This is a genomic window from Streptomyces sp. NPDC058632 (genome assembly GCF_042717095.1).
GTDB lineage: Bacteria > Actinomycetota > Actinomycetes > Streptomycetales > Streptomycetaceae > Streptomyces.
In genome coordinates this window covers 31,958-51,562 of sequence record NZ_JBHXQZ010000048.1, presented here as the reverse complement: position 1 = coordinate 51,562, position 19,605 = coordinate 31,958, and the positions used below count along the sequence as shown (strand labels likewise).

Genomic DNA, 19,605 nt, shown 5'->3' with positions numbered 1-19,605 from the left:
CAAGGCGATGACGTAGCGGACTGGCGCGGAGGGGGTGGGGTGGCGTTTACTGGCGCGCACCGGCCGACGGGGCGGCGGGGCCGGTGGGGAGGCGCACCGCCACGTGTGAGGGGGGAGGACTGTGTTGCGGAGCGTAGAGCAGCGGCATGCGACCGGCAGTCGAGAGGATGATCCACGGGTGACGGAGTTGCGCTCCGCCGTGGCCCGACTGCGTCGCCAACTGGCAGCCCATCCAGCGGAGTTCCCCGACCGGATCATCGCGGAGGACGAACTCGCCGCACTGGACGCCCTCGCGGCCGGCGGCAACCCCGAGATTCCCCGGTTACGCCGTTCCCTGCTGTTGATCGCCGGCGCGATCGGCTCGGTGAGCGCACTGGGCCGGGGACTGGGCGAAGTGCGGGACGCGGTGGATCTGTTCGGGCCGTCACCCCGGGGGTGACGCACACCTGTGCGCACGCCTCTCGAAAGGGGGGCGTGCGCGGGCGCTGTGGTCGCGGTGGGCGACCGGTTCGAGTCGGGCCGGGCCGGACCGTGGGGCCGGGTCAGACCGTGGGGCCGCTGCCCGGGGCGGTGAGCACCTCGGAGAGTTCCGCCGCCACCTGCTGGAGCACCGGCACGATCCGCTCCGTCGCCGCCTCCGTGACCCGCCCCGCGGGACCGGAGATCGAGAGGGCGGCCGGGGTGGGGGAGTCGGGCACGGGGACGGCGAGGCACCGCACGCCGATCTCCTGCTCGTTGTCGTCGATGGCGTAGCCCTGGCGGCGCACCTCGTCGAGCGCGGCCAGGAAACCCTCCGGTGTGGTGATGGTCCTGTCCGTCGCCGCGGGCATCCCGGTACGGGCGAGCAGGGCCCGTACCTCCTGGGGCGGGAAGCCGGCCAGCAGGGCCTTGCCCACGCCGGTGGAGTGCGGCAGGACACGGCGGCCGACCTCGGTGAACATCCGCATGGAGTGCTTGGACGGCACCTGCGCGACGTACACGATCTCGTCCCCGTCGAGCAGCGCCATGTTGGCCGTCTCGCCGGTCTCCTCCACCAGACGGGCCAGATGCGGGCGGGCCCAGGTGCCCAGCAGCCGGGAGGAGGACTCGCCGAGCCGGATCAGGCGCGGGCCGAGCGCGTACCGGCGGTTGGGCTGCTGGCGTACGTAACCGCACCCGACCAAGGTGCGCATCAGGCGGTGGATGGTCGGCAGGGGCAGCCCGCTGCTGGCCGACAGTTCGCTGAGGCCGACCTCGCCGCCCGCGTCCGCCATCCGCTCGAGCAGGTCGAAGGCGCGCTCGAGGGACTGCACCCCGCCGCCTGGGGCGGACCGGACGGAGTCGTTGGTGCTGGCGCTGGACGTCGGCACGGCGCGTTCCTTTCGGACTGGCGGGAAGGGGAAAGCCTACCCGGCAGTCGATCGACTGCCTGTCTGTGCATTCGTACATTCTGTTTCCCGAAATTCTAATTCCGCTTCATGGAACAGTCCAGAGGCCGGCCGCCGGTGCCCGTGCGGGCGGTGTTCTCTTGACGGCGCCAAAGCGGGAGTGAAGACTCCTTCAACAGAACGTTGAAATAGTGACCGTGGAGGCTCAGGAGGGCGCGGGTGTCCGACGTCGAACTGGTGCTGCGCTCGACACGCGTCAGCACTCCCGAGGGGACGCGCGCCGCTTCGGTCGCCGTCGCCGGCGGCACGATCACGGCCGTCCTGCCGTACGAGGCACCCGTCCCCGGGGCGGCCCGCCTGACGGACCTCGGCGACGACGTCCTGCTGCCCGGCCTGGTCGACACCCACGTGCACGTCAACGACCCGGGCCGCAGCGAGTGGGAGGGCTTCTGGACCGCCACCCGCGCGGCGGCGGCCGGCGGCATCACCACGCTCGTCGACATGCCGCTCAACTCCCTCCCGCCGACGACGACAACCGGCCGTCTGCGCACCAAGCAGCAGGCCGCCGCCGGCCGGACCCATGTCGACGTCGGCTTCTGGGGCGGCGCCCTGCCCGGCAACGTCGAGGACCTGCGCCCGCTGCACGAGGCCGGCGTCTTCGGCTTCAAGGCATTCCTCTCGCCGTCCGGCGTCGACGAGTTCCCGCACCTCGGACAGGACCAACTGGCCCGCGCCCTGGCGGAGATCGCCGCCTTCGACGGGCTGCTGATCGTGCACGCCGAGGACCCGGACCACCTCGACGCCGCCCCCCGGCACGGCGGCCCGAAGTACGCCGACTTCCTCGCCTCCCGCCCGCGCCACGCCGAGGACACCGCCATCGCCCGGCTCCTCGCGCAGGCGAAACGCCTCGACGCGCGCGTGCACATCCTGCACCTGTCCTCCAGCGACGCGCTGCCGCTGATCGCGGAGGCCAAGTCCGACGGGGTACGCGTCACCGTCGAGACCTGCCCCCACTACCTGACCCTCACCGCCGAGGAAGTCCCGGACGGTGCCAGCGAGTTCAAGTGCTGCCCGCCCATCCGCGAAGCCGCCAACCAGGACCCGCTCTGGCAGGCGCTGGCGGACGGCGTCATCGACTGCGTGGTCACCGACCACTCCCCGTCCACCGCCGACCTCAAGACGGCCGACTTCGCCACCGCATGGGGCGGCATCTCCGGCCTCCAGCTCAGCCTGCCCGCCGTCTGGACCGGGGCCCGCGAACGGGGACACGGCCTCGAGGACGTCGTGCGCTGGATGTCGACGCGTACGGCGGGACTCGCCGGCCTCGACGGCCGCAAGGGCGCCATCGCGCCCGGCCACGACGCCGACTTCGCCGTCCTGGCCCCCGACGACACCTTCACCGTCGATCCGGCGGGGCTCCAGCACCGCAACCGCGTGACGGCGTACGCGGGCAGGACCCTGTACGGCGTCGTGAAGTCCACCTGGCTGCGCGGCCGGCGCATCATGACCGACGGCGAGTTCACCGCCCCGCAGGGCCGGCTGCTGACCCGCGTCCCCTGACCCGCGCGTCCCCTGGCCACCGACCACCGAAAGGCAGGACCGGATCACCGTGACCGCGCAGCACGAAACCCCGGCGGCCCGCTTCACCGGCGACGCGCGCCCCTACGGCGGCGGTGACCCGTACGCGGACTACCGCACCGCAGACTTCCCCTTCACCCAGCTCACCGACCTCGCCGACCGCCGGCTCGGCGCCGGTGTCGTCGCCGCCAACGACGAGTTCTTCGCCGAGCGCGAGAACCTGCTGCTGCCCGGTCGTGCCGTGTTCGACCCCGAGCACTTCGGACACAAGGGCAAGATCATGGACGGCTGGGAGACCCGGCGCCGCCGCGGCTCCTGCGCCGGGCATCCCTGGCCGGCGGCGGAGGACCACGACTGGGCGCTGATCCGCCTCGGCGCGCCCGGAGTCGTCCACGGCATCGTCGTCGACACCGCCCATTTCCGCGGCAACCACCCCCAGGCGGTGTCGGTCGAGGGCGCCTCGGTGCCCGGCTCCCCGGCACCGGAGGAACTGCTGTCGGACGAGGTGACGTGGACGACGCTGCTGCCGCGCACCCCGGTGGGCGGCCACGCGGCCAACGGCTTCGCCGTACCGGCCGACCGGCGCTACACCCACCTGCGCCTGTCCCAGCACCCCGACGGAGGCATCGCGCGCCTGCGCGTGCACGGCGAGGTCGCCCCCGACCCGGTGTGGCTGGAGGCCCTGGGCACCTTCGACGTCGTCGCCCTGGAGAACGGCGGCCGGGTCGAGGACGCGTCCGACCGCTTCTACTCACCGCCCGCGAACACCATCAGGCCCGGCCGCTCCCACCAGATGGACCACGGCTGGGAGACCCGGCGCCGCCGTGACCGGGGGCACGACTGGATCCGCTACCGGCTCGCGGGCCAGGCGGAGATCCGCGCCCTCGAGATCGACACCGTGTACCTGAAGGGCAACAGCGCGGGCTGGGCGTCGGTGTCGGTACGGGACACGGAGCACGGCAGAGCCGACGGGCAGGGTGGGGACGGCGGCTGGCGGGAGATCCTGCCCCGGACCCGTCTCCAGCCCGACACCAACCACCGCTTCGTCCTCCCCGCCCCGGCGACCGGCACGCACGCGCGCGTGGACGTCTTCCCCGACGGGGGCATCTCCCGGCTGCGCCTGTTCGGTTCGCTGACCGAGCAGGGGTCGGCCGCCCTGGCCGCCCGCCACCGGGAACTGGGCGGCTGACCCACCGGGCCGGCCGGGGCCGCGGTGGACGAGGCGGGGATGCGTCCTGCCCCGGGCCCCGATCCGGGCCCGCAGCCGCAGTACGAGGGCTCCCGCGCGCCGAGGCCGGTCTGCTCGCGTCGACGAAGAGGGCGGACACCGGCATCTCGCGGGGCAGAGGGCGGGAGACGGCGTTGTTAGACTTCGGAGAATCAAAAGGGCCTGGCCTAAGTGTAGTTGAGGGTGACGGAGTCGTCGCACGAGGCGAAAGGTCAGGGGGGTTGAGGGATGCCGGCCGGATGGGCGGCGTCCGGGCGCACCCGGCATGTCCGAGAGACGAGGGAGAACCGCCCGATGCACCATCAGGACACAGCGTCTTCGGACGCGGGCCACGAGCGGCTGGTCGCCGGCCGCTACCGTCTGCTGTCCGGCCTGGGGGAGGGCGGCATGGGAACGGTGTGGCGCGCCCGTGACGAGGTGCTGCACCGCGAGGTCGCGGTCAAGGAGGTACGCGCACCCGCCGGGCTGCCCGCGGAGAAGGTCGAGCGCATGTACACCCGGCTGGAGCGCGAGGCGTGGGCCGCGGCCCGTGTCACCGCCCGCAACGTCGTCACCGTCCACGACGTGGTCACCGACGGTGGCCGTCCCTGGATCGTGATGGAACTCGTCCGCGGCCGGTCGCTCGCCGACCTCCTCAAGTCCCAGGGGACGCTGTCTCCTCGGGAGGCCGCACGGATCGGCGCAGAGGTCCTGTCCGCGCTGCACGCCGCCCACGCCGCCGGAGTGCTGCACCGCGACGTGAAACCCGCCAACGTCCTGCTCGACGACGACGGCAGAGTGATCCTCAGCGACTTCGGCATCGCCGTGGTGCAGGGCGACACCGCTCTGACGATGACCGGCGAGGTCGTCGGCTCGCCCGAATACCTCGCACCGGAGCAGGCGTTGGGGCGTGCTCTCGGTCCGGCGACGGACCTGTGGTCCCTGGGCGTGCTGCTCTACACCGCCGTCCAGGGCCGGTCACCCTTCCGGCAGGCCAATGCCCTGAGCACGCTGCGCGCCGTCGTCGACGAGGAACCGCCCCTCCCGCACCGGGCCGGCCCGCTCGCCCCCGTCATCGAAGGACTCCTGCGCAAGGACCCCGCCGAACGGTTCTCCGCCGAACGGACCGCGCAGGACCTGCGGCTCGTAGCCGAGGGCGGCACGTCCGGCGTGGACACCGCGGAGACGGACACCGTCGACGCGCCGACCGTCGACGCAACCGTCGACGCGCCGACTGCCACCCCACGGGCCGTCGACCCACGGTCCATTGACCCGCGAACCGTCGACCCGCGGACTGTCGACGTGCCGACCGTCGACGCGCGGACCGTCGACGTGCCGACCGTCGACGCGCGGACCGTCGACGTGCCGGCCGTCGACGCGTCGACCGATGGCATACGGCTCCCGGTACAGCCCTCGTCGAAGGAGGACACCGCGACGACCACCGAGACACCGGTGGCTCCCGCGCAGACCTCGCCCGACGCCTCCCCGACGGCCGCCGCCGACGCACTCCCCACCGCACATCCCTCGTCCCCCCACGACACCGCGGCGGTCTCAGCCCGGACGCCCCCGGACCGGACGCCCCCGGACCGGACGCCCCCGGCGCCGCCCCTCGTGTCCTCGCCGGCTTCGTCGTCGCCCTCACCCTCGACGGCTCCGGCAACGGTCGCCGTCGAGGCGCCGGAGTCCGTTCCGTCACGCCGCGGCCGGCGCACGGGGTACGTGCTGGTGGCGGCTGTCGTCTCCGCCCTGCTCCTGGGAGGGCTGGGTTACGCCCTCGTGAGCCGGGAGGACGAGGGCGGAGGGGACGCCAATGCCCCCGGCGCGAACGGGAATTCCCCCACACAGGAGGAGCAGAACGGTTCCTCCGCCGCAGGGGGCGACGCATCGGACGCCTCCGCGCAGCAGTCGGTGTCGGTGGCGGTCACGGGCACGAACACGACGTACTCGGGAAGCTGCCCGCCACCGCAGGAACAGGCCCCCGCGTTCACGGCCACCTTCACCGTGACGGAGCTGCCCGTGCGGTTCACCTACCGGTGGGTGTCGTCGGAAGGGTCCGTGGTCGACAGGACCTGGCGGACGCTGACGTTCTCGGAAGGCGGCCCCCGCACCCACCGCGAGACGGTGCGCGTGGCGACGTACTCGCAGGCGGGGACGCTCGCGAGCGCGATGGGCGTGGAGATCCGGTCGTCGCAGCAGACGGTGTCCGACACAGTGCCGTTCTCGCTGAACTGCGAGTGACGGCCAGGGCGGTGCGCCACGAGTCGTCCGGCGTGCGGTCCTCCGACCGGCCCGATCCGGTCCGGAGCCAGGGATCCGGTGACCGATCGGATCCGGATTCCGTCTTGGTTTCGCATCATCCGGTCCTCACGCCGGACCAACCGCACGACGCGGTCCCGTCCGGCGCCGAGACATGTCTGCTAGGAGTATGAAGTGTCGTCGGTCATCGTGGGACGCACGGGTCCCTTCAGCGGTCAGAGTGTGGTGCTGGGCACCGCTTCCCTGCGGTTCGGGCGCAAGAGCGACAACGATGTGATCATCGTCAGCACTCGCGCCTCCCGCCTGCACGCCGAGATCCTCGTGGAGGGCGATGCGTTCGTCCTCCACGACCACAACAGCAGGAACGGCACCTATGTCAACGACCAGCGCGTCACACGGCACGTGCTGGAGCACGGCGACGTCATCCGGATCGGTGACGAGACCTTCGCGTTCGAGACACAGGAAGCCCTGGAGACGGTCATGGACCTCTCCCAGCTCGACGTTCCGCGCGCCGCGGCCTCGGCGAACCCCGCCGACCTCCGCGTCACGGTCGCCGGCGGGGGCCCGGTCGGTCTCGCCTTCGCCCTGATGCTGGAGAACGCGCTGCCGGGGCGCGTGTCGATCACCGTCTACGAGGGACGGTGGACCAGGACCGGATCCAAGGTGGCCTGGAAGGACGAGACCCACGGTAACGTCCGCCGTCAGCAGGTCGTGACCGTCCAGAGCCGGCAGTACCTCGCGCTGACGGAGGAGATGCAGGCCGCGCTGTTCTCCGACGCGGGCCACTTCTCCGAGATGTGGCCCGTCGGGCCGGACTCCGTCGACGGCAGGCCTCCCCGCAACATCCGGATCGCCTACGTCGAGGACCGGCTGCTGGAGCTGGCCAACAGCAAGGCCGCGATCCGGCTCGTGCCCAAGCGCTTCGATCCGTCGGAGCACGAGAGCGGGCTCACCCGGGAGCACGTCCTGGTGATCTGCGAAGGCGGACGGTCCCGCACGCGCGAGCACTACGGCGACCGCTTCGGCGCCGCCGACGCCTCCATCTACTCCCTCGACGGCGAGCACCTCCAGGACGTGGTGCTGGGGCTGCGGGTCAAGTCGCCGCTCACGGACCAGATGAGCGTCCTGCTGACCGTGTCGCAGAACAGGTTCCTGCTCAACTCGCTGCGTGGCGAGGGCTTCCTGAACATGAGGCTCACCCGTGACGAGGCCAAGGCCGTCATCGGCATCGATCCCGTCCGCCAGGTCTTCGAGGAGTGCATCGCCGCACGCCCCTGCGTGATGAGCCGCCACGAGGACAACGAATTCGTCTGTCCCACCCACGGCACGCTCTTCCTGCCCGCCCTGCTGCGCGGCTCGCCGCTGTGGAAGCGGATCCAGGAGGGCCTCAGGCTGTTCGGCGTGGCCGAGGACGACCTCAGCGCGATCACCTCGTTCCGGCTGGACATGGTGCAGCGCCCCCGGTTCACGGCGCAGCTCAGCCGCTCCACCGCGACGAGCCCGGGAACCTACGGCTTCCTGCTGGGCGACGCGGCCAACGCCATTCACTTCTGGCCGGGGCGCGGTCTCAACAGCGGTCTGGCCTCCGCGGTGTCCCTCGCCCGCTCGCTCGGCCAGACGTGGCAGGGCCGGCCGTTGCGCGACGCCGACTTCATCCGGCACGAGGCCGCGATGTCCATGCTGCAGTACCGGCACAAGAGCCGCGCGTGGAACGCCATGGTCGCCACCGACGAGCAGGGCGTCACCCGCGCCATCAAGGACATCATCGCCCGCAGCATGGAGCAGGCCCCGGCCCAGGTCCCGGCCGTCGGCCCCGAGGCGGAGCGGCCCGATCTGGAGGCGCTGCTCGAGCGGATGCGAGCGATACGCGAGCGCCTCGAACCCCGCCTCCCCGGCATGCCCGCCGACGAGGAACTGCGCGACCACCTCGCCACGCTCGCGCCGACGACCCTGCGGACGCTTCAGGAGAGCGGCGCGTGGGACACGCTGATCGTCGGCGGCGAGGAGGTCGACATCGACCTCTTCTACCAGTCGGACGCTCCCGTCTACGTCGCCCGCCCCACGGACCCACGAACCCTCGGCCCTGATTCCGGCCCTCAGCAGACCACCCTCAATCCGGCCTGACGTCCGCGTCCCCACGACGCCCGGTGCCCGGCCGGGTGCCCGTCCGGGCAAGCGCGATACCGAAGGGCTTCCCGGAACCCTCACGTGCCGTCCTCAGCCGGACTTCCGGCTCTCCGCCACGGCGAACGGGGCGAAGCCCGGAACGAGCAGGGTGATGCCGGCGCAGATCTCGAGGCCGTCCAGGAACCCCGGCGGCCGCACCGGGCCCACGTCCAGGGCGGTGAACCCGGTCACCAGGCAGGCGGCACCCCGCAGCAGGGCGAGCACGCCGAGAATCCCCAGCAGTTTTCTCATGCGCGGGACGACCGCCGCGCGCCGCCCTCGCGCGCATCGGCCACCGGGCGCGAGGCCGGTGACGAGGGTCTGCGTCCTCGCGCGCGGAGGGCGTGCACGCCGGCCGCCGCCGGGCCGTCGTCCGCTGCGACCCGCACACCTTCGACGACGACGGCACCGCGACCCTGTGCGCCGTCGCCCAGGGCACGGTCCTGCCGGCCTCCGCGCCCTGAGCCCCCGTCGCCCGGGCGCTCGAGCGTCATCGACGTCCGAGCGCCCATGTCCCCCGTAGGGCCACGCTCACGCGTGGACAGACGCCGCCCCGCCCGCGATCTCCATCAGCCGTACCGGTCTGCGCTCCCGGCGGGACCGTTCGCAGGCCTCCGCGACGCGCAGTGCCTGGAGGGCCTCGCGCCCGTCGCAGGGATTGGCCCGCTCGCCCCGCACCACCTCGACGAACCCGTTCAGTTCCGCCTCGTACGCGGGCCCGAAACGCTCCAGGAAGCCCGTCCACGGCTTGTCCGCGGCCGGCGGCCCGGTCGGCTCGGTGGACGCGATCGGCGTACGGTCGTCCAGGCCGACCACGATCTGGTCGCGCTCCCCGGCGAGTTCCATGCGCACGTCGTAGCCCGCGCCGTTCATCCGCGTCGCGGTGAGGGCGGCGAGCGTGCCGCCCTCGAGGGTGAGGAGTGCCGCGCCGGTGTCCACGTCGTCCGCCTCGCGGAACATCGAGGGACCCGCGTCGGACCCGGCGGCGTAGACGTCCACGATCTCCCGTCCGGTCACCCAGCGCACGATGTCGAAGTCGTGGATCAGCGTGTCCCGGTACAGCCCGCCGGACTGCGGCAGATACCCGGCCGGCGGCGGCTCCGGGTCACTGCTCATCGCCCGTACGGTGTGCAGTCGGCCGAGCCGACCCGAACGCACCGCCTCACGCGCACCCGTGTAGCCGGGGTCGAACCGGCGCTGGAAGCCCATCTGCAGGACCGTCCCGGCCGCCTCGACCTCCGCGACCGCCTGTAACGTGCCCGTGAGGTCGAGGGCGATGGGCTTCTCACAGAACACCGGCAGCCCCGAGCGGGCTGCCCGGCCGATGAGTTCGGCATGGGCGGACGTGGCCGTGGTGATCACCAGGGCGTCCACCCCCCAGGTGTAGATCTCGTCCACCCCGGGCGCCGCCGTCTCACCGAGCCGGTGTGCGAGGGCCTGTGCCCGCGCCGGGTCGGCGTCCGTGAGGATCAAGGACCCCACGTCGCGATGTCTGCTGAGTGTGTGGGCGTGAATGGTGCCGATACGGCCCGTACCGATGACCCCGATGCGCATGGGAACAAACTGCGGCCCGTGCCCCTCCCTGTCAATCCGTATGTCCGGACAATCGAACCACACTACTTCCCGTCCACCACGCACGGGGCTACGCTCGGGCCGTGCCCAAACCAGGAGTGGACCCGACCGTGCAGCTGGAGCTGAGCGTGGACCGCGGCTCCCCCGTACCGCTGTACTTCCAGCTGTCCCAGCAACTGGAGGCCGCCATCGAGCACGGCAGGCTGACCCCCGGGAGCCTGCTGGGCAACGAGATCGAGCTGGCCGGGCGCCTCGGCCTGTCCCGGCCGACCGTCCGCCAGGCCATCCAGTCCCTCGTCGACAAGGGCCTGCTCGTGCGGCGGCGCGGAGTCGGTACCCAGGTGGTGCACAGCCAGGTCAAGCGGCCCCTGGAGCTCAGCAGCCTCTACGACGACCTTGAGGCGGCCGGTCATCGCCCCGCCACGAAAGTCCTGGTCAACACGGTCGTCCCGGCGCCCCCCGAGGTCGCCGCGGCCCTCGGGGTGGCCGAGGCGGGCGAGGTGCACCGCATCGAGCGGCTGCGGCTCGCGCACGGGGAGCCGATGGCGTACCTGTGCAACTACCTGCCCCTCGGGCTGCTCGACCTGGACACCCGGCAGCTGGAGGCCACCGGCCTGTACCGGCTGATGCGCGCGGCCGGGATCACCCTGCACAGCGCCCGCCAGACCATCGGCGCCCGTGCCGCCGGGGTCGCCGAGGCCGAGCGGCTCGGTGAGGAGCGGGGCGCCCCGCTCCTCACCATGCAGCGTGTGACCTTCGACGACACCGGCCGCGCCGTGGAGTTCGGCACCCACACCTACCGGCCCGACCGCTACTCGTTCGAGTTCCAGCTGCTCGTACGGTCGTGACGCCCCTGGGCTCCGCGACCGTTCACGGCTCCTGAAGTTCCGGTGAAGTCCAGGTGGCGCGGGCGACTTGGGGCGATCTTCGTCGCATTGTCCGGACAATGTGACCGGATCATGGAGCGAGGTGTCGAAATGCGAGACTTGTTCCTGTGGACGCAGTCGTCGGAACGCGCCGGGAAGCCGTCGGGAAGCTCTCGGGAAGTCACCCGAGGGCCATCAAGAAGCCGCCGGGAGCATCCCGGAGGCGGCGCGCGTCACGCGACCCCTTTGCTCCCGGGTACGCCACCCAGGGTCACCGTGAGGCAGAATCGGCGACGATGAGCACCTACCGCGACCTCACACTCCCCAGGGCGCTGAGTTCCGCCCGGGCGGGCGCCGCCCCCATCGGCTCCCGCCGTGCTCCCGTGCTCCGCACGGTCGGCACCCGGGAACGCCGCTCGCACCTGACGGCACCGCGCGTGCCGACCGTCGGCATCGACATCGGCGGCACGAAGGTGATGGCGGGCGTCGTCGACGCCGACGGCAACATCCTGGAGCGGCTCCGCACGGAGACCCCGGACAAGTCCAAGAGCCCGAAAGTCGTCGAGGACACCATCGTCGAACTGGTGCTTGACCTGTCCGACCGGCACGACGTGCACGCGGTCGGCATCGGCGCGGCCGGCTGGGTCGACGCCGACCGCAACCGCGTGCTGTTCGCCCCCCACCTCTCGTGGCGCAACGAGCCGCTGCGCGACCGGCTCGCCGGCCGCCTCGCCGTCCCCGTCCTGGTCGACAACGACGCCAACTCCGCCGCCTGGGCCGAGTGGCGCTTCGGCGCGGGACGCGGCGAGGACCACCTCGTCATGATCACGCTGGGCACCGGCATCGGCGGCGCGATCCTCCAGGACGGCCAGGTCCAGCGCGGCAAGTACGGCGTCGCCGGCGAGTTCGGCCACATGCAGGTCGTCCCCGGCGGCCACCGCTGCCCCTGCGGCAACCGCGGCTGCTGGGAGCAGTACAGCTCCGGCAACGCACTGGTCCGCGAGGCGCGCGAGCTGGCCGCCGCCGACTCACCGGTCGCCTACGGGATCATCGAGCACGTCAAGGGCAACATCGCCGAGATCAGCGGACCGATGATCACCGAGCTGGCCCGCGAGGGCGACGCCATGTGCATCGAGCTCCTCCAGGACATCGGCCAGTGGCTCGGCGTCGGCATCGCCAACCTCGCCGCCGCCCTCGACCCCTCCTGCTTCGTCATCGGCGGCGGGGTCTCGGCCGCCGACGACCTGCTGATCGGACCCGCGCGGGACGCCTTCAAGCGGCAGCTCACCGGCCGCGGCTACCGCCCCGAGGCCCACATCGTCCGCGCCCAGCTCGGCCCCGAGGCCGGCATGGTCGGCGCAGCCGACCTCGCCCGCCTGGTCGCCCGCCGCTTCCGCCGCGCCAAGCGCCGCCGGGTCGAGCGGTACGAGCGCTACGAGCGGTACACGGAGGCCGGCCGAGCCGTCCAGGAGACGCCGTGACGAGCGACACCCCCCACCCGTCCGACCGTTTCGGCGGACCCCGGCCGCCCGAGGGCCGCGGGCACATGATCCGCCGCAGGGCACTCACCCTCCTGATCATCGTGCTGCTCATCGGCGTCCCCGCCGGATACCTGATGATCTCCGCGAACCAGAGCCGGGCCAGCGGCAAGGACAAGGAGGCCAGGTACTCGGCGAACAGCCTGACCCAGGGCTGGCCGTCGAAGGTGCAGCGCCGCCTCTACCAGGTGCCGATCCCGCACCCCGCCTGGTGGGTGGCCACCTACGAGACGAACAACTGGAAGACCAGCCGCCTGTACGTCGAGTTCGAGACCACCGACGCCGGCCTGAGCGCCTTCCTCACCAGCATGGGCGTCCAGCAGGACGACCTGGAGCCGGACAGCATCACCATCAGCGAACGCGACCAGGACGTCACCGGCTGGAAGTTCGACCGCCCCGGCATCTGGTCCGGTCTCGTCAACGAACGGAAGAACCCCGCGCCCACGCACGATGTCGTCGTCAACGAGGGCAAGCCGGGCTTCCCCAGGGTGTACGTCGTCTCCCGGACGGTTCCCTGATCCGCGCCGCCGCTCCCGTCCGGTGACCGGGTGCGCCCGGTCCGGCCGGGCCCGGCCGCCGGAACCGACTGTCAGTGCCCGCCCGTAGAGTCGACGACGGATGGTCGAACGACACGGGCGGGCATGGACGGCGACGAGGACGGGCGGGCGGTGACAGGGCGCATGAGCGAGGCGACCGTGACGGCCGACCGGCACACGGCAGGGACGCGCACGGGCACGGGGGAGGCCCGCCCGGCGGACGCGGCGATCGCGGACGTCGTCGAGGAGATCTCCGGGATCTCCGTCGGGCTCGCCGCCGTCTTCCTGCCGTCGGCCCTGCCGCGCGAGGGACGCGTCGCCTTCTACGACCCCGGGAGCGCCCCCGCCGAAGCCGCGTCCGAGTCTGCCGGGCCGGAACCCGCCGGGGAGGAAAGCGCCGCGTCGGAACCTGTCCGGCCAGGCGGCTCCCGGGTTCTCGGAGCCGGGCCGGCCGTGGGCGGCGCCGGTGGTCCGCGGTCCGCCGACGCCGTACCCGCGTCGTCGGCGCATGCCCTGCGTACGCGGCTCACCGTCATCCGCCCGCACGGCGACGGGGTCCGGCGGCAGACGGTCACCGCGTTCTCCCTCCCTCTCGACGAGGCCCTGCCGGTGCTGGTCCGTGCCCGGCACACCCCCGCGGCGCACCCCGCCACCGCCTGCTGGGGCGCCGCCGCCCTGCACGCCCTGCGGCTCACCGCCCGCGGCCGGCTGCTGCCCGGCCTGACGGCCACCGGTCACGACGCCTGGCGGGCGGGCCCTCTCGACCCGGACGACGTGGCACACCTGCGCGCCGTGGCCGCGGCCATGCCCTTCGAGGGCCACGCCGTCGCGCTGCCCGGCCCCGGCCCGCTCCGGCTGCCGCAGCCGGAAGCCCTGGTCCGCGCCTTCCTGGACGCGGTCGCGGACACCCTGCCCCGCACCCCGGCCGCGCCGTACGCCTCGGGTCTGCCGTTCGCCGCCCGCAAGGCCCAGCGGCTGCCCGGCGCCCACGACTGGGCCGCCGAGGTCGCCGCCGGCATGGACGCCGGTGTGCGCGTCTCGCTCCGCCTCGACCTCTCCGCCCACGACCTGTTCGACGGCTCCGACGAAGGTGCGGGGGGCACCGGCGCGCGCGGTGCGGGCGCGGCGGTCGTCCAGGTGCACAGCCTCGCCGACCCCACCCTCGTCGCCGACGCGGCAGCCCTGTGGGCGGGGACGGCGGACAGCGCGTTCGGCCCCCGCGCGCGCGTGGACGCCGCCCTCGCCGTCCGCCGGGCCGCCCGCGTCTGGCCCCCGCTGGACCGGCTCTCCGACCAGGACGTCCCCGACGTCCTGCCCCTGTCCGAGGACGAGCTGAACGACCTGCTCGGCGTCGCCGCCACCCGCCTCGCCGCGGCCGGCGTCGCCGTGCACTGGCCCCGGGACCTGGCCCAGGACCTGACCGCGACGGCGGTGGTCCGGCCGGCCCCCGGATCGGCGACCGACGGGAGCGGCTTCTTCGAGAGCGAGGACCTGCTGCGGTTCGGCTGGCAGATCGCGCTCGGCGGCGACCCGCTCACCGAGGCCGAGATGGACGCCCTGGCCGAGGCCCACCGCCCCGTCGTCCGCCTGCGTGACCAGTGGGTGCTGGTCGACCCCGCCCTCGTCCGCAAGGCCCGCAAACGGGAGCTGGGCCTGCTCGATCCCGTCGACGCGCTGTCCGTCGCCCTCACCGGCACCGCGGAGGCCGACGGCGAGACCGTCGAGGCCGTCCCCGTCGGCGCCCTCGCCGTCCTGCGCGACCGTCTCACCACGGGCGTCCGGCCGGCCGACCCGCCCCCCGGACTCGACGCCACCCTGCGCGACTACCAGCTGCGGGGCCTGGCCTGGCTCGATCTCATGACCTCCCTCGGCCTCGGCGGCTGCCTCGCCGACGACATGGGCCTCGGCAAGACGATCACCCTCATCGCGCTGCATCTGAAACGGGACCGCGCCGAGCCGACCCTGGTCGTCTGCCCCGCCTCGCTGCTCGGCAACTGGCAGCGGGAGATCAACCGGTTCGCCCCCGGCGTCCCCGTGCGCCGCTTCCACGGCCCGGACCGGACCCTGGACGGCCTGACCGGCGGCTTCGTCCTCACCACCTACGGCACGATGCGCTCGGCCGCCCCGACACTGGCCGCACAGCGGTGGGGCATGGTCGTCGCCGACGAGGCGCAGCACGTCAAGAACCCGCACTCGGCCACGGCGAAGGCCCTGCGCACCATCCCGACCCCCGCGCGCGTGGCCCTCACCGGCACCCCCGTCGAGAACAACCTCTCCGAGCTGTGGGCCCTCCTCGACTGGACGACCCCCGGGCTCCTCGGCCCCCTCACGTCCTTCCGCGCCCGGCACGCCCGCGCGGTGGAGGCAGGCGAGGACGACGAGGCCGTCGAGCGCCTCTCCCGCCTGGTGCGGCCCTTCCTCCTGCGGCGCAAGAAGTCCGACCCGGGCATCGTCCCGGAGCTGCCGCCCAAGACGGAGACGGACCACCCCGTCCCGCTCACCCGCGAACAGGCCGCGCTCTACGAGGCGGTGGTGCGCGAGTCGATGCTCGCCATCGAGACCGCCCAGGGCATGGGCCGCCGGGGCCTGGTGCTGAAACTGCTGACCGCGCTCAAACAGATCTGCGACCACCCGGCGCTCTACCTGAAGGACGAGCATGCCCGGCCCGGGCACGCACGGGCCGGCGGCGACCGCCTCGCGGCCCGCTCCGGCAAACTCGCCCTGCTGGACGAGCTTCTCGACACCGTGCTCGCGGAGGACGGCTCGGCCCTGGTCTTCACGCAGTACGTCGGCATGGCCCGGCTGATCACCGCACATCTGACCGAGCGCGCGGTGCCGGTCGACCTCCTCCACGGCGGTACGCCGGTACCGGAGCGGGAGCGCATGGTGGACCGCTTCCAGAGCGGCGCGACGCCCGTCCTGGTCCTGTCCCTGAAGGCGGCCGGCACCGGCCTGAACCTCACCCGCGCGGGCCATGTCGTCCACTTCGACCGGTGGTGGAACCCGGCGGTCGAGGAGCAGGCCACCGACCGCGCCTACCGCATCGGCCAGACCCAGCCGGTCCAGGTCCACCGCCTGATCGCCGAGGGCACGGTCGAGGACCGCATCGCCGAGATGCTCGAGGCCAAGCGGGCCCTCGCCGACGCGATCCTCGGCTCCGGCGAGTCCGCCCTCACGGAACTGACCGACCGCGAGCTGTCCGACCTGGTCTCCCTGCGGAGGACGTCATGACACCCCGCCCGTCCGACGAGGCCCGGGAGGCCCTGAAGGCGGCCCGCAGGCGCGCGAGCGCCGATCCGGCGCCGGCCGCGGAGGAGCACGGGGAGCCCGCGGGCACCCAGGACCAACGCCCCGGTGACGTGGCCCGTGAAGCCCTCCGCAGGGCGGTGCGGACCCGGCGCGCGGCGGACACGGGAAGCCCGGAGACGACGGCGGACGGAGCCGGAGACGGGTATGTGACCGGGGCCGGCGCCGCGAAGAGCGACTGGGGCACGGAAGCGGAGGCGGGGACGGGGACAGAGACGGGTCACGGGGGTCCGGCGACCGGTGACGCCGGTACCGACACCGGCGTGCAGGTGGAGGGGCCCGCCCGGCGCCCCGGCGACATCGCGCGGCAGGCCCTGCGCTCGGCCCGCGAGGAAGCGCTGCGCGCGCGAACGGAGACCGACGACCGACCCTCCGGTGACCGGTCCTTCGACGACCGGTCCTCCGGTGAGCGCGCAGCCGGTGAGCGCGCGACCGGCGACCGGGGGAGCGACGGGCAGGTGACCGCCACCGGCCCTCACACCGGCCGGGCTCCGTCGGTCACCGCTCCCCGCGTTCCGCGCCTCCCCCGTACCACCCGAGGCGACCGCGCCGCCGGTAGCCGGACGGACGAGGCGCAGGCCGAGGAGCCGGGAGTACCCGCGGTACGGGACCTGCTCACCGACGCCGCCCCCTCACTCCCGCTCCCGCCACCGTCCTCACCCCCGGCCGCGCCCTCCGACGAGACCGGGCCGCTCCCGAGGCCCGACGGCCGGCCTCACAAGCCACCGGCCGCGCACGCACCACCGGCCGCCCACACACCCCCGACACCCCCAGCGCCCCCGACACCTCAGGAACCCCCGACCCCTCATTCACCCCCCGCCACCCCCCGGACGCCCCGCTCCATGGCGGCCCCCGCCCGGGACGGCGAGTTGCGCCGCACCTTCCCCGCGTTCCCGCCCCCCACCCCGGACGGCACGGGGTTCGCCGACACCTGGTGGGGCGACGCATGGGTCACGGCGCTGGAGGAGGGCGCGCTCGATGCCGCGCGGCTGGTCCGTGGACGCCGGTACGCCGAGCGGGGGCACGTCGACGCCATCACCGTCACCCCCGGGCTCGTCCTCGCGTACGTCCAGGGAAGCCGTCCCCGCCCGTACCGCGTGCAGGTACGGCTGCGCACCTTCGCGGACGACGAGTGGGAGCGGTTCCTGGACGCGGCCGCCGACCGGCCCGGCCACATCGCGGCCCTGCTGGACAAGGAGATGCCCCAGTCCCTCGCCGACTGCGGGGTCCCGCTGCTGCCCCGCCCCGGTGACCTCGAACCGCGGTGCAGCTGCCCCGATTCCGGCCACCCCTGCAAGCATGCCGTCGCCCTCTGCTACCAGACCGCCCGGCTGCTCGACGCCGACCCGTTCGTGCTGCTCCTGCTGCGCGGCCGGGGCGAGCGCGACGTGATCGACGCCCTGTCCCGGCTCAGCGCCGCCCGCACGGCCCGTGCCACCCGGGAGAGAGAACCGGAACCCCTCCCCGGGGTGCGGGCACGTGAGGCCATCGCCGCGCGCACCCTCCCGCCCCTTCCGGCACCGCTGCCACCGCCCCCGCACCCGGAGCAGCCACCCGTCTACCCGGCGGCCCCGGGCAGCCCGGACCCGTTCGCGCTCGACCAGCTCGCCACCGACGCCGCCGCCCGCGCCCACGCCCTGCTCACCACCGGCCGCGACCCCGTCGGCCGGCTCACGCTGTGGCAGGACGCCGTGCGGCTCGCCGCCGCCCGCCCCGGCTCCGGACTCACCGCCGCCACCCGCGCGCTGTACTCCTCCCTCGCCCGCGCGGCCGGGCGCACCCCCGCCGAGCTGGCCCGCGCGGTCGCCGCCTGGCGCCAGGGGGGCCCGGCCGGGCTCGAGGTCCTGGAGGATCCCTGGGACCCGCCGGCCGGCCGCTTCGACCGAGCCCGCCCCCTCCTCCTCGCCGCCGACCTGCCCGCCTTCCGCCCCTGGCACAACCACCTCACCCACCCCCGGGGGCACGTCCAGCTCCGCCTGGGCCGTGACCACCTCTGGTACGCGTACGAGTCCGAGCCCGGCCACGACGACTGGTGGCCCCGGGGGACCCCCGACCCGGACCCCGTAGGCGCCCTCACCGGCCTGGACACCCCGGGCACTCTCTGACGCGCAAGGTGTCGGTGGCGGGTCCCGGGCTGCGGCCGCCGGGCGTGCCCGGCCCGGCGCGGCGCGGCAGAACGCGGGCGCCCACGGCCGACCACCACCAGCCGTCACCGTACGCCACCGCCCTGTCACCCGAACGGTACGCGCCAATGCCCCCGGGTGCGGCAGTGCGGCCGCTCCGCCCCGCCCGTCGCCCCCGACGCTCCGCCGGGACCGCCCGTGTGGTGCGGCGATGCCGCCGACCGGCCGGCGTCACGAAGCGCGCACAACTCCTTCACGGCAGGTGTACTTTCGGTCGGCGGGCGGACGGGAGGCCGCTCGCGGGGGAGACGGTCGCCGGGGTGCGTGCCTAGCCTCCCGGCTCATGAGATCACCACTGAGACGCCTCGGGCCCGCCGCCGTCCTCGCCTTCGTCCTCGCCCTGTTCGGCATGGCACCCCAGGCCGCCGCGGCCGACCCCGCGCCCGCCGAGCTGACGTTCGCCACCGACACCGCCACCACCACGCCCGGCGGCACGGTCCAGCTGTCGATGACCCTCACCAACAACAGGACGTACGACATCTGGTTCGTGTACCAGACGATCGACCCCACGTGGCTCACCACCCAGCGCCCCGACCTGAAGTACAGCTTCACCGGATGCGCCCTGGCCACCGCGGCCGGCAGTACCCCCTGCGCGGGGACCGGGCCCGCCGACCTCGGCGCCAACTACGGCGCCACCGTCCCGCCCGGGCAGAGCCGGACCGTCACGCTGACCCTGCAGGTCGCACCCGACTCCGGCTGCAACGGCAACATCGGCTTCTACTCGTACTACTACGCCGAGTTCAGCGACACCCAGAACGCCGGCGGCGGTCCGGTGCACACGCCCGAGACGCGGGTGCTCTGCGCCTGACGGGCCCGGCGGGCCCACCGGGCCCCTGACGGCCGGTCCCCGGCGTCGTTGACCGGATCCGGTCCGGCGCCGCACCGGCCGAGAGGTCCAGACCTCCGGCACTCCCACCGGCGGGCCGCCCCGGCCCGCCGGTGCTCCGTTCACGTCTTTGACCTGCTCAGGCGCTCCACGCGCCCGTTCCGGCCTCCCGCGTCCCGAGGCGCCGCACCGGTCGCTTCCGGA

Annotated in this window: 14 protein-coding genes and 1 pseudogene; 12 read left to right on the top strand and 3 right to left on the bottom strand. The window is 73.7% G+C overall.

The annotated features are described in order from the left end of the window. Positions 1–121 precede the first annotated feature (121 nt). Positions 122–439, top strand: a complete 318-nt coding sequence (locus ACFWVE_RS19635) for a DUF5955 family protein (protein WP_384015570.1) — start codon at positions 122–124, stop codon at positions 437–439. A gap of 103 nt (positions 440–542) precedes the next feature. Here the strand turns inward: ACFWVE_RS19635 and ACFWVE_RS19630 are convergent, their stop codons facing one another. Continuing rightward, entirely contained in the window at positions 543–1,349 is an 807-nt protein-coding gene (locus ACFWVE_RS19630) for an IclR family transcriptional regulator (protein ID WP_384015568.1), read from the bottom strand. Between the two features lie 237 nt (positions 1,350–1,586). Here ACFWVE_RS19630 and allB point away from each other — a divergent pair, with 237 nt between their 5' ends. The 4 genes from allB to ACFWVE_RS19610 all read left to right on the top strand — a co-directional run bounded on the left by allB (position 1,587) and on the right by ACFWVE_RS19610 (position 8,532). Further along, on the top strand, positions 1,587–2,927 hold the full coding sequence (gene allB, locus ACFWVE_RS19625; protein ID WP_384015566.1) for an allantoinase AllB: 1,341 nt from the start codon (positions 1,587–1,589) through the stop codon (positions 2,925–2,927). Positions 2,928–2,976: 49 nt separating this feature from the next. Beyond that, positions 2,977–4,134, top strand: coding sequence for an allantoicase (alc, locus tag ACFWVE_RS19620; RefSeq protein ID WP_384015564.1), 1,158 nt, complete (start codon positions 2,977–2,979; stop codon positions 4,132–4,134). Positions 4,135–4,467: 333 nt separating this feature from the next. Beyond that, positions 4,468–6,390, top strand: coding sequence for a protein kinase (locus tag ACFWVE_RS19615; protein ID WP_384015562.1), 1,923 nt, complete (start codon positions 4,468–4,470; stop codon positions 6,388–6,390). A 192-nt stretch (positions 6,391–6,582) separates the two neighbouring features. After that, the gene (locus ACFWVE_RS19610) at positions 6,583–8,532 is read left to right on the top strand and encodes an FHA domain-containing protein (protein WP_384015560.1); all 1,950 of its coding nucleotides are present in this window, start codon (positions 6,583–6,585) and stop codon (positions 8,530–8,532) included. 93 nt (positions 8,533–8,625) lie between these two features. Here the strand turns inward: ACFWVE_RS19610 and ACFWVE_RS19605 are convergent, their stop codons facing one another. Continuing rightward, the gene (locus tag ACFWVE_RS19605; RefSeq protein WP_384015558.1) at positions 8,626–8,826 is read right to left on the bottom strand and encodes a hypothetical protein; all 201 of its coding nucleotides are present in this window, start codon (positions 8,824–8,826) and stop codon (positions 8,626–8,628) included. 77 nt (positions 8,827–8,903) lie between these two features. Here ACFWVE_RS19605 and ACFWVE_RS19600 point away from each other — a divergent pair. Continuing rightward, a pseudogene (locus ACFWVE_RS19600) lies at positions 8,904–9,038 on the top strand (thioesterase); the annotation flags it as partial. A 67-nt stretch (positions 9,039–9,105) separates the two neighbouring features. On the opposite strand, the gene ACFWVE_RS19595 reads toward ACFWVE_RS19600, so the two are convergent. Further along, entirely contained in the window at positions 9,106–10,128 is a 1,023-nt protein-coding gene (locus ACFWVE_RS19595; protein WP_384015556.1) for a Gfo/Idh/MocA family oxidoreductase, read from the bottom strand. Between the two features lie 128 nt (positions 10,129–10,256). On the opposite strand from ACFWVE_RS19595, the gene ACFWVE_RS19590 reads away from it, so the two are divergent. From ACFWVE_RS19590 to ACFWVE_RS19565, 6 genes are all read left to right on the top strand, one after another. Beyond that, on the top strand, positions 10,257–10,994 hold the full coding sequence (locus tag ACFWVE_RS19590) for a GntR family transcriptional regulator (RefSeq protein ID WP_384015592.1): 738 nt from the start codon (positions 10,257–10,259) through the stop codon (positions 10,992–10,994). A 314-nt stretch (positions 10,995–11,308) separates the two neighbouring features. Continuing rightward, positions 11,309–12,493: an ROK family glucokinase gene (locus tag ACFWVE_RS19585; RefSeq protein ID WP_384015555.1), complete on the top strand. Its 1,185-nt coding sequence runs from the start codon at positions 11,309–11,311 to the stop codon at positions 12,491–12,493. Next, the gene (locus ACFWVE_RS19580) at positions 12,490–13,068 is read left to right on the top strand and encodes a sugar kinase (RefSeq protein WP_384015553.1); all 579 of its coding nucleotides are present in this window, start codon (positions 12,490–12,492) and stop codon (positions 13,066–13,068) included. Before ACFWVE_RS19585 ends, ACFWVE_RS19580 begins: the two co-directional genes overlap by 4 nt. Positions 13,069–13,230: 162 nt before the next feature. Beyond that, on the top strand, positions 13,231–16,317 hold the full coding sequence (locus ACFWVE_RS19575; RefSeq protein ID WP_384015589.1) for a DEAD/DEAH box helicase: 3,087 nt from the start codon (positions 13,231–13,233) through the stop codon (positions 16,315–16,317). After that, positions 16,314–18,497 (top strand): SWIM zinc finger family protein, encoded by a 2,184-nt coding sequence (locus ACFWVE_RS19570; protein WP_384015551.1) that lies wholly within the window; start codon positions 16,314–16,316, stop codon positions 18,495–18,497. The genes ACFWVE_RS19575 and ACFWVE_RS19570 overlap by 4 nt, the downstream gene beginning before the upstream one ends. Positions 18,498–18,858: 361 nt before the next feature. Beyond that, positions 18,859–19,383, top strand: a complete 525-nt coding sequence (locus tag ACFWVE_RS19565; RefSeq protein WP_384015549.1) for a hypothetical protein — start codon at positions 18,859–18,861, stop codon at positions 19,381–19,383. Positions 19,384–19,605 lie beyond the last annotated feature (222 nt).

Coding starts and splice junctions, on each gene's coding strand:
- ACFWVE_RS19565 (WP_384015549.1), top strand. CDS start 18,859: ATGAGATCACCACTGAGACGCCTCGGGCCCGCCGCCGTCCTCGCCTTC.
- ACFWVE_RS19570 (WP_384015551.1), top strand. CDS start 16,314: ATGACACCCCGCCCGTCCGACGAGGCCCGGGAGGCCCTGAAGGCGGCC.
- ACFWVE_RS19615 (WP_384015562.1), top strand. CDS start 4,468: ATGCACCATCAGGACACAGCGTCTTCGGACGCGGGCCACGAGCGGCTG.
- ACFWVE_RS19605 (WP_384015558.1), bottom strand. CDS start 8,826: ATGAGAAAACTGCTGGGGATTCTCGGCGTGCTCGCCCTGCTGCGGGGT.
- ACFWVE_RS19595 (WP_384015556.1), bottom strand. CDS start 10,128: ATGCGCATCGGGGTCATCGGTACGGGCCGTATCGGCACCATTCACGCC.
- ACFWVE_RS19585 (WP_384015555.1), top strand. CDS start 11,309: ATGAGCACCTACCGCGACCTCACACTCCCCAGGGCGCTGAGTTCCGCC.
- ACFWVE_RS19575 (WP_384015589.1), top strand. CDS start 13,231: ATGAGCGAGGCGACCGTGACGGCCGACCGGCACACGGCAGGGACGCGC.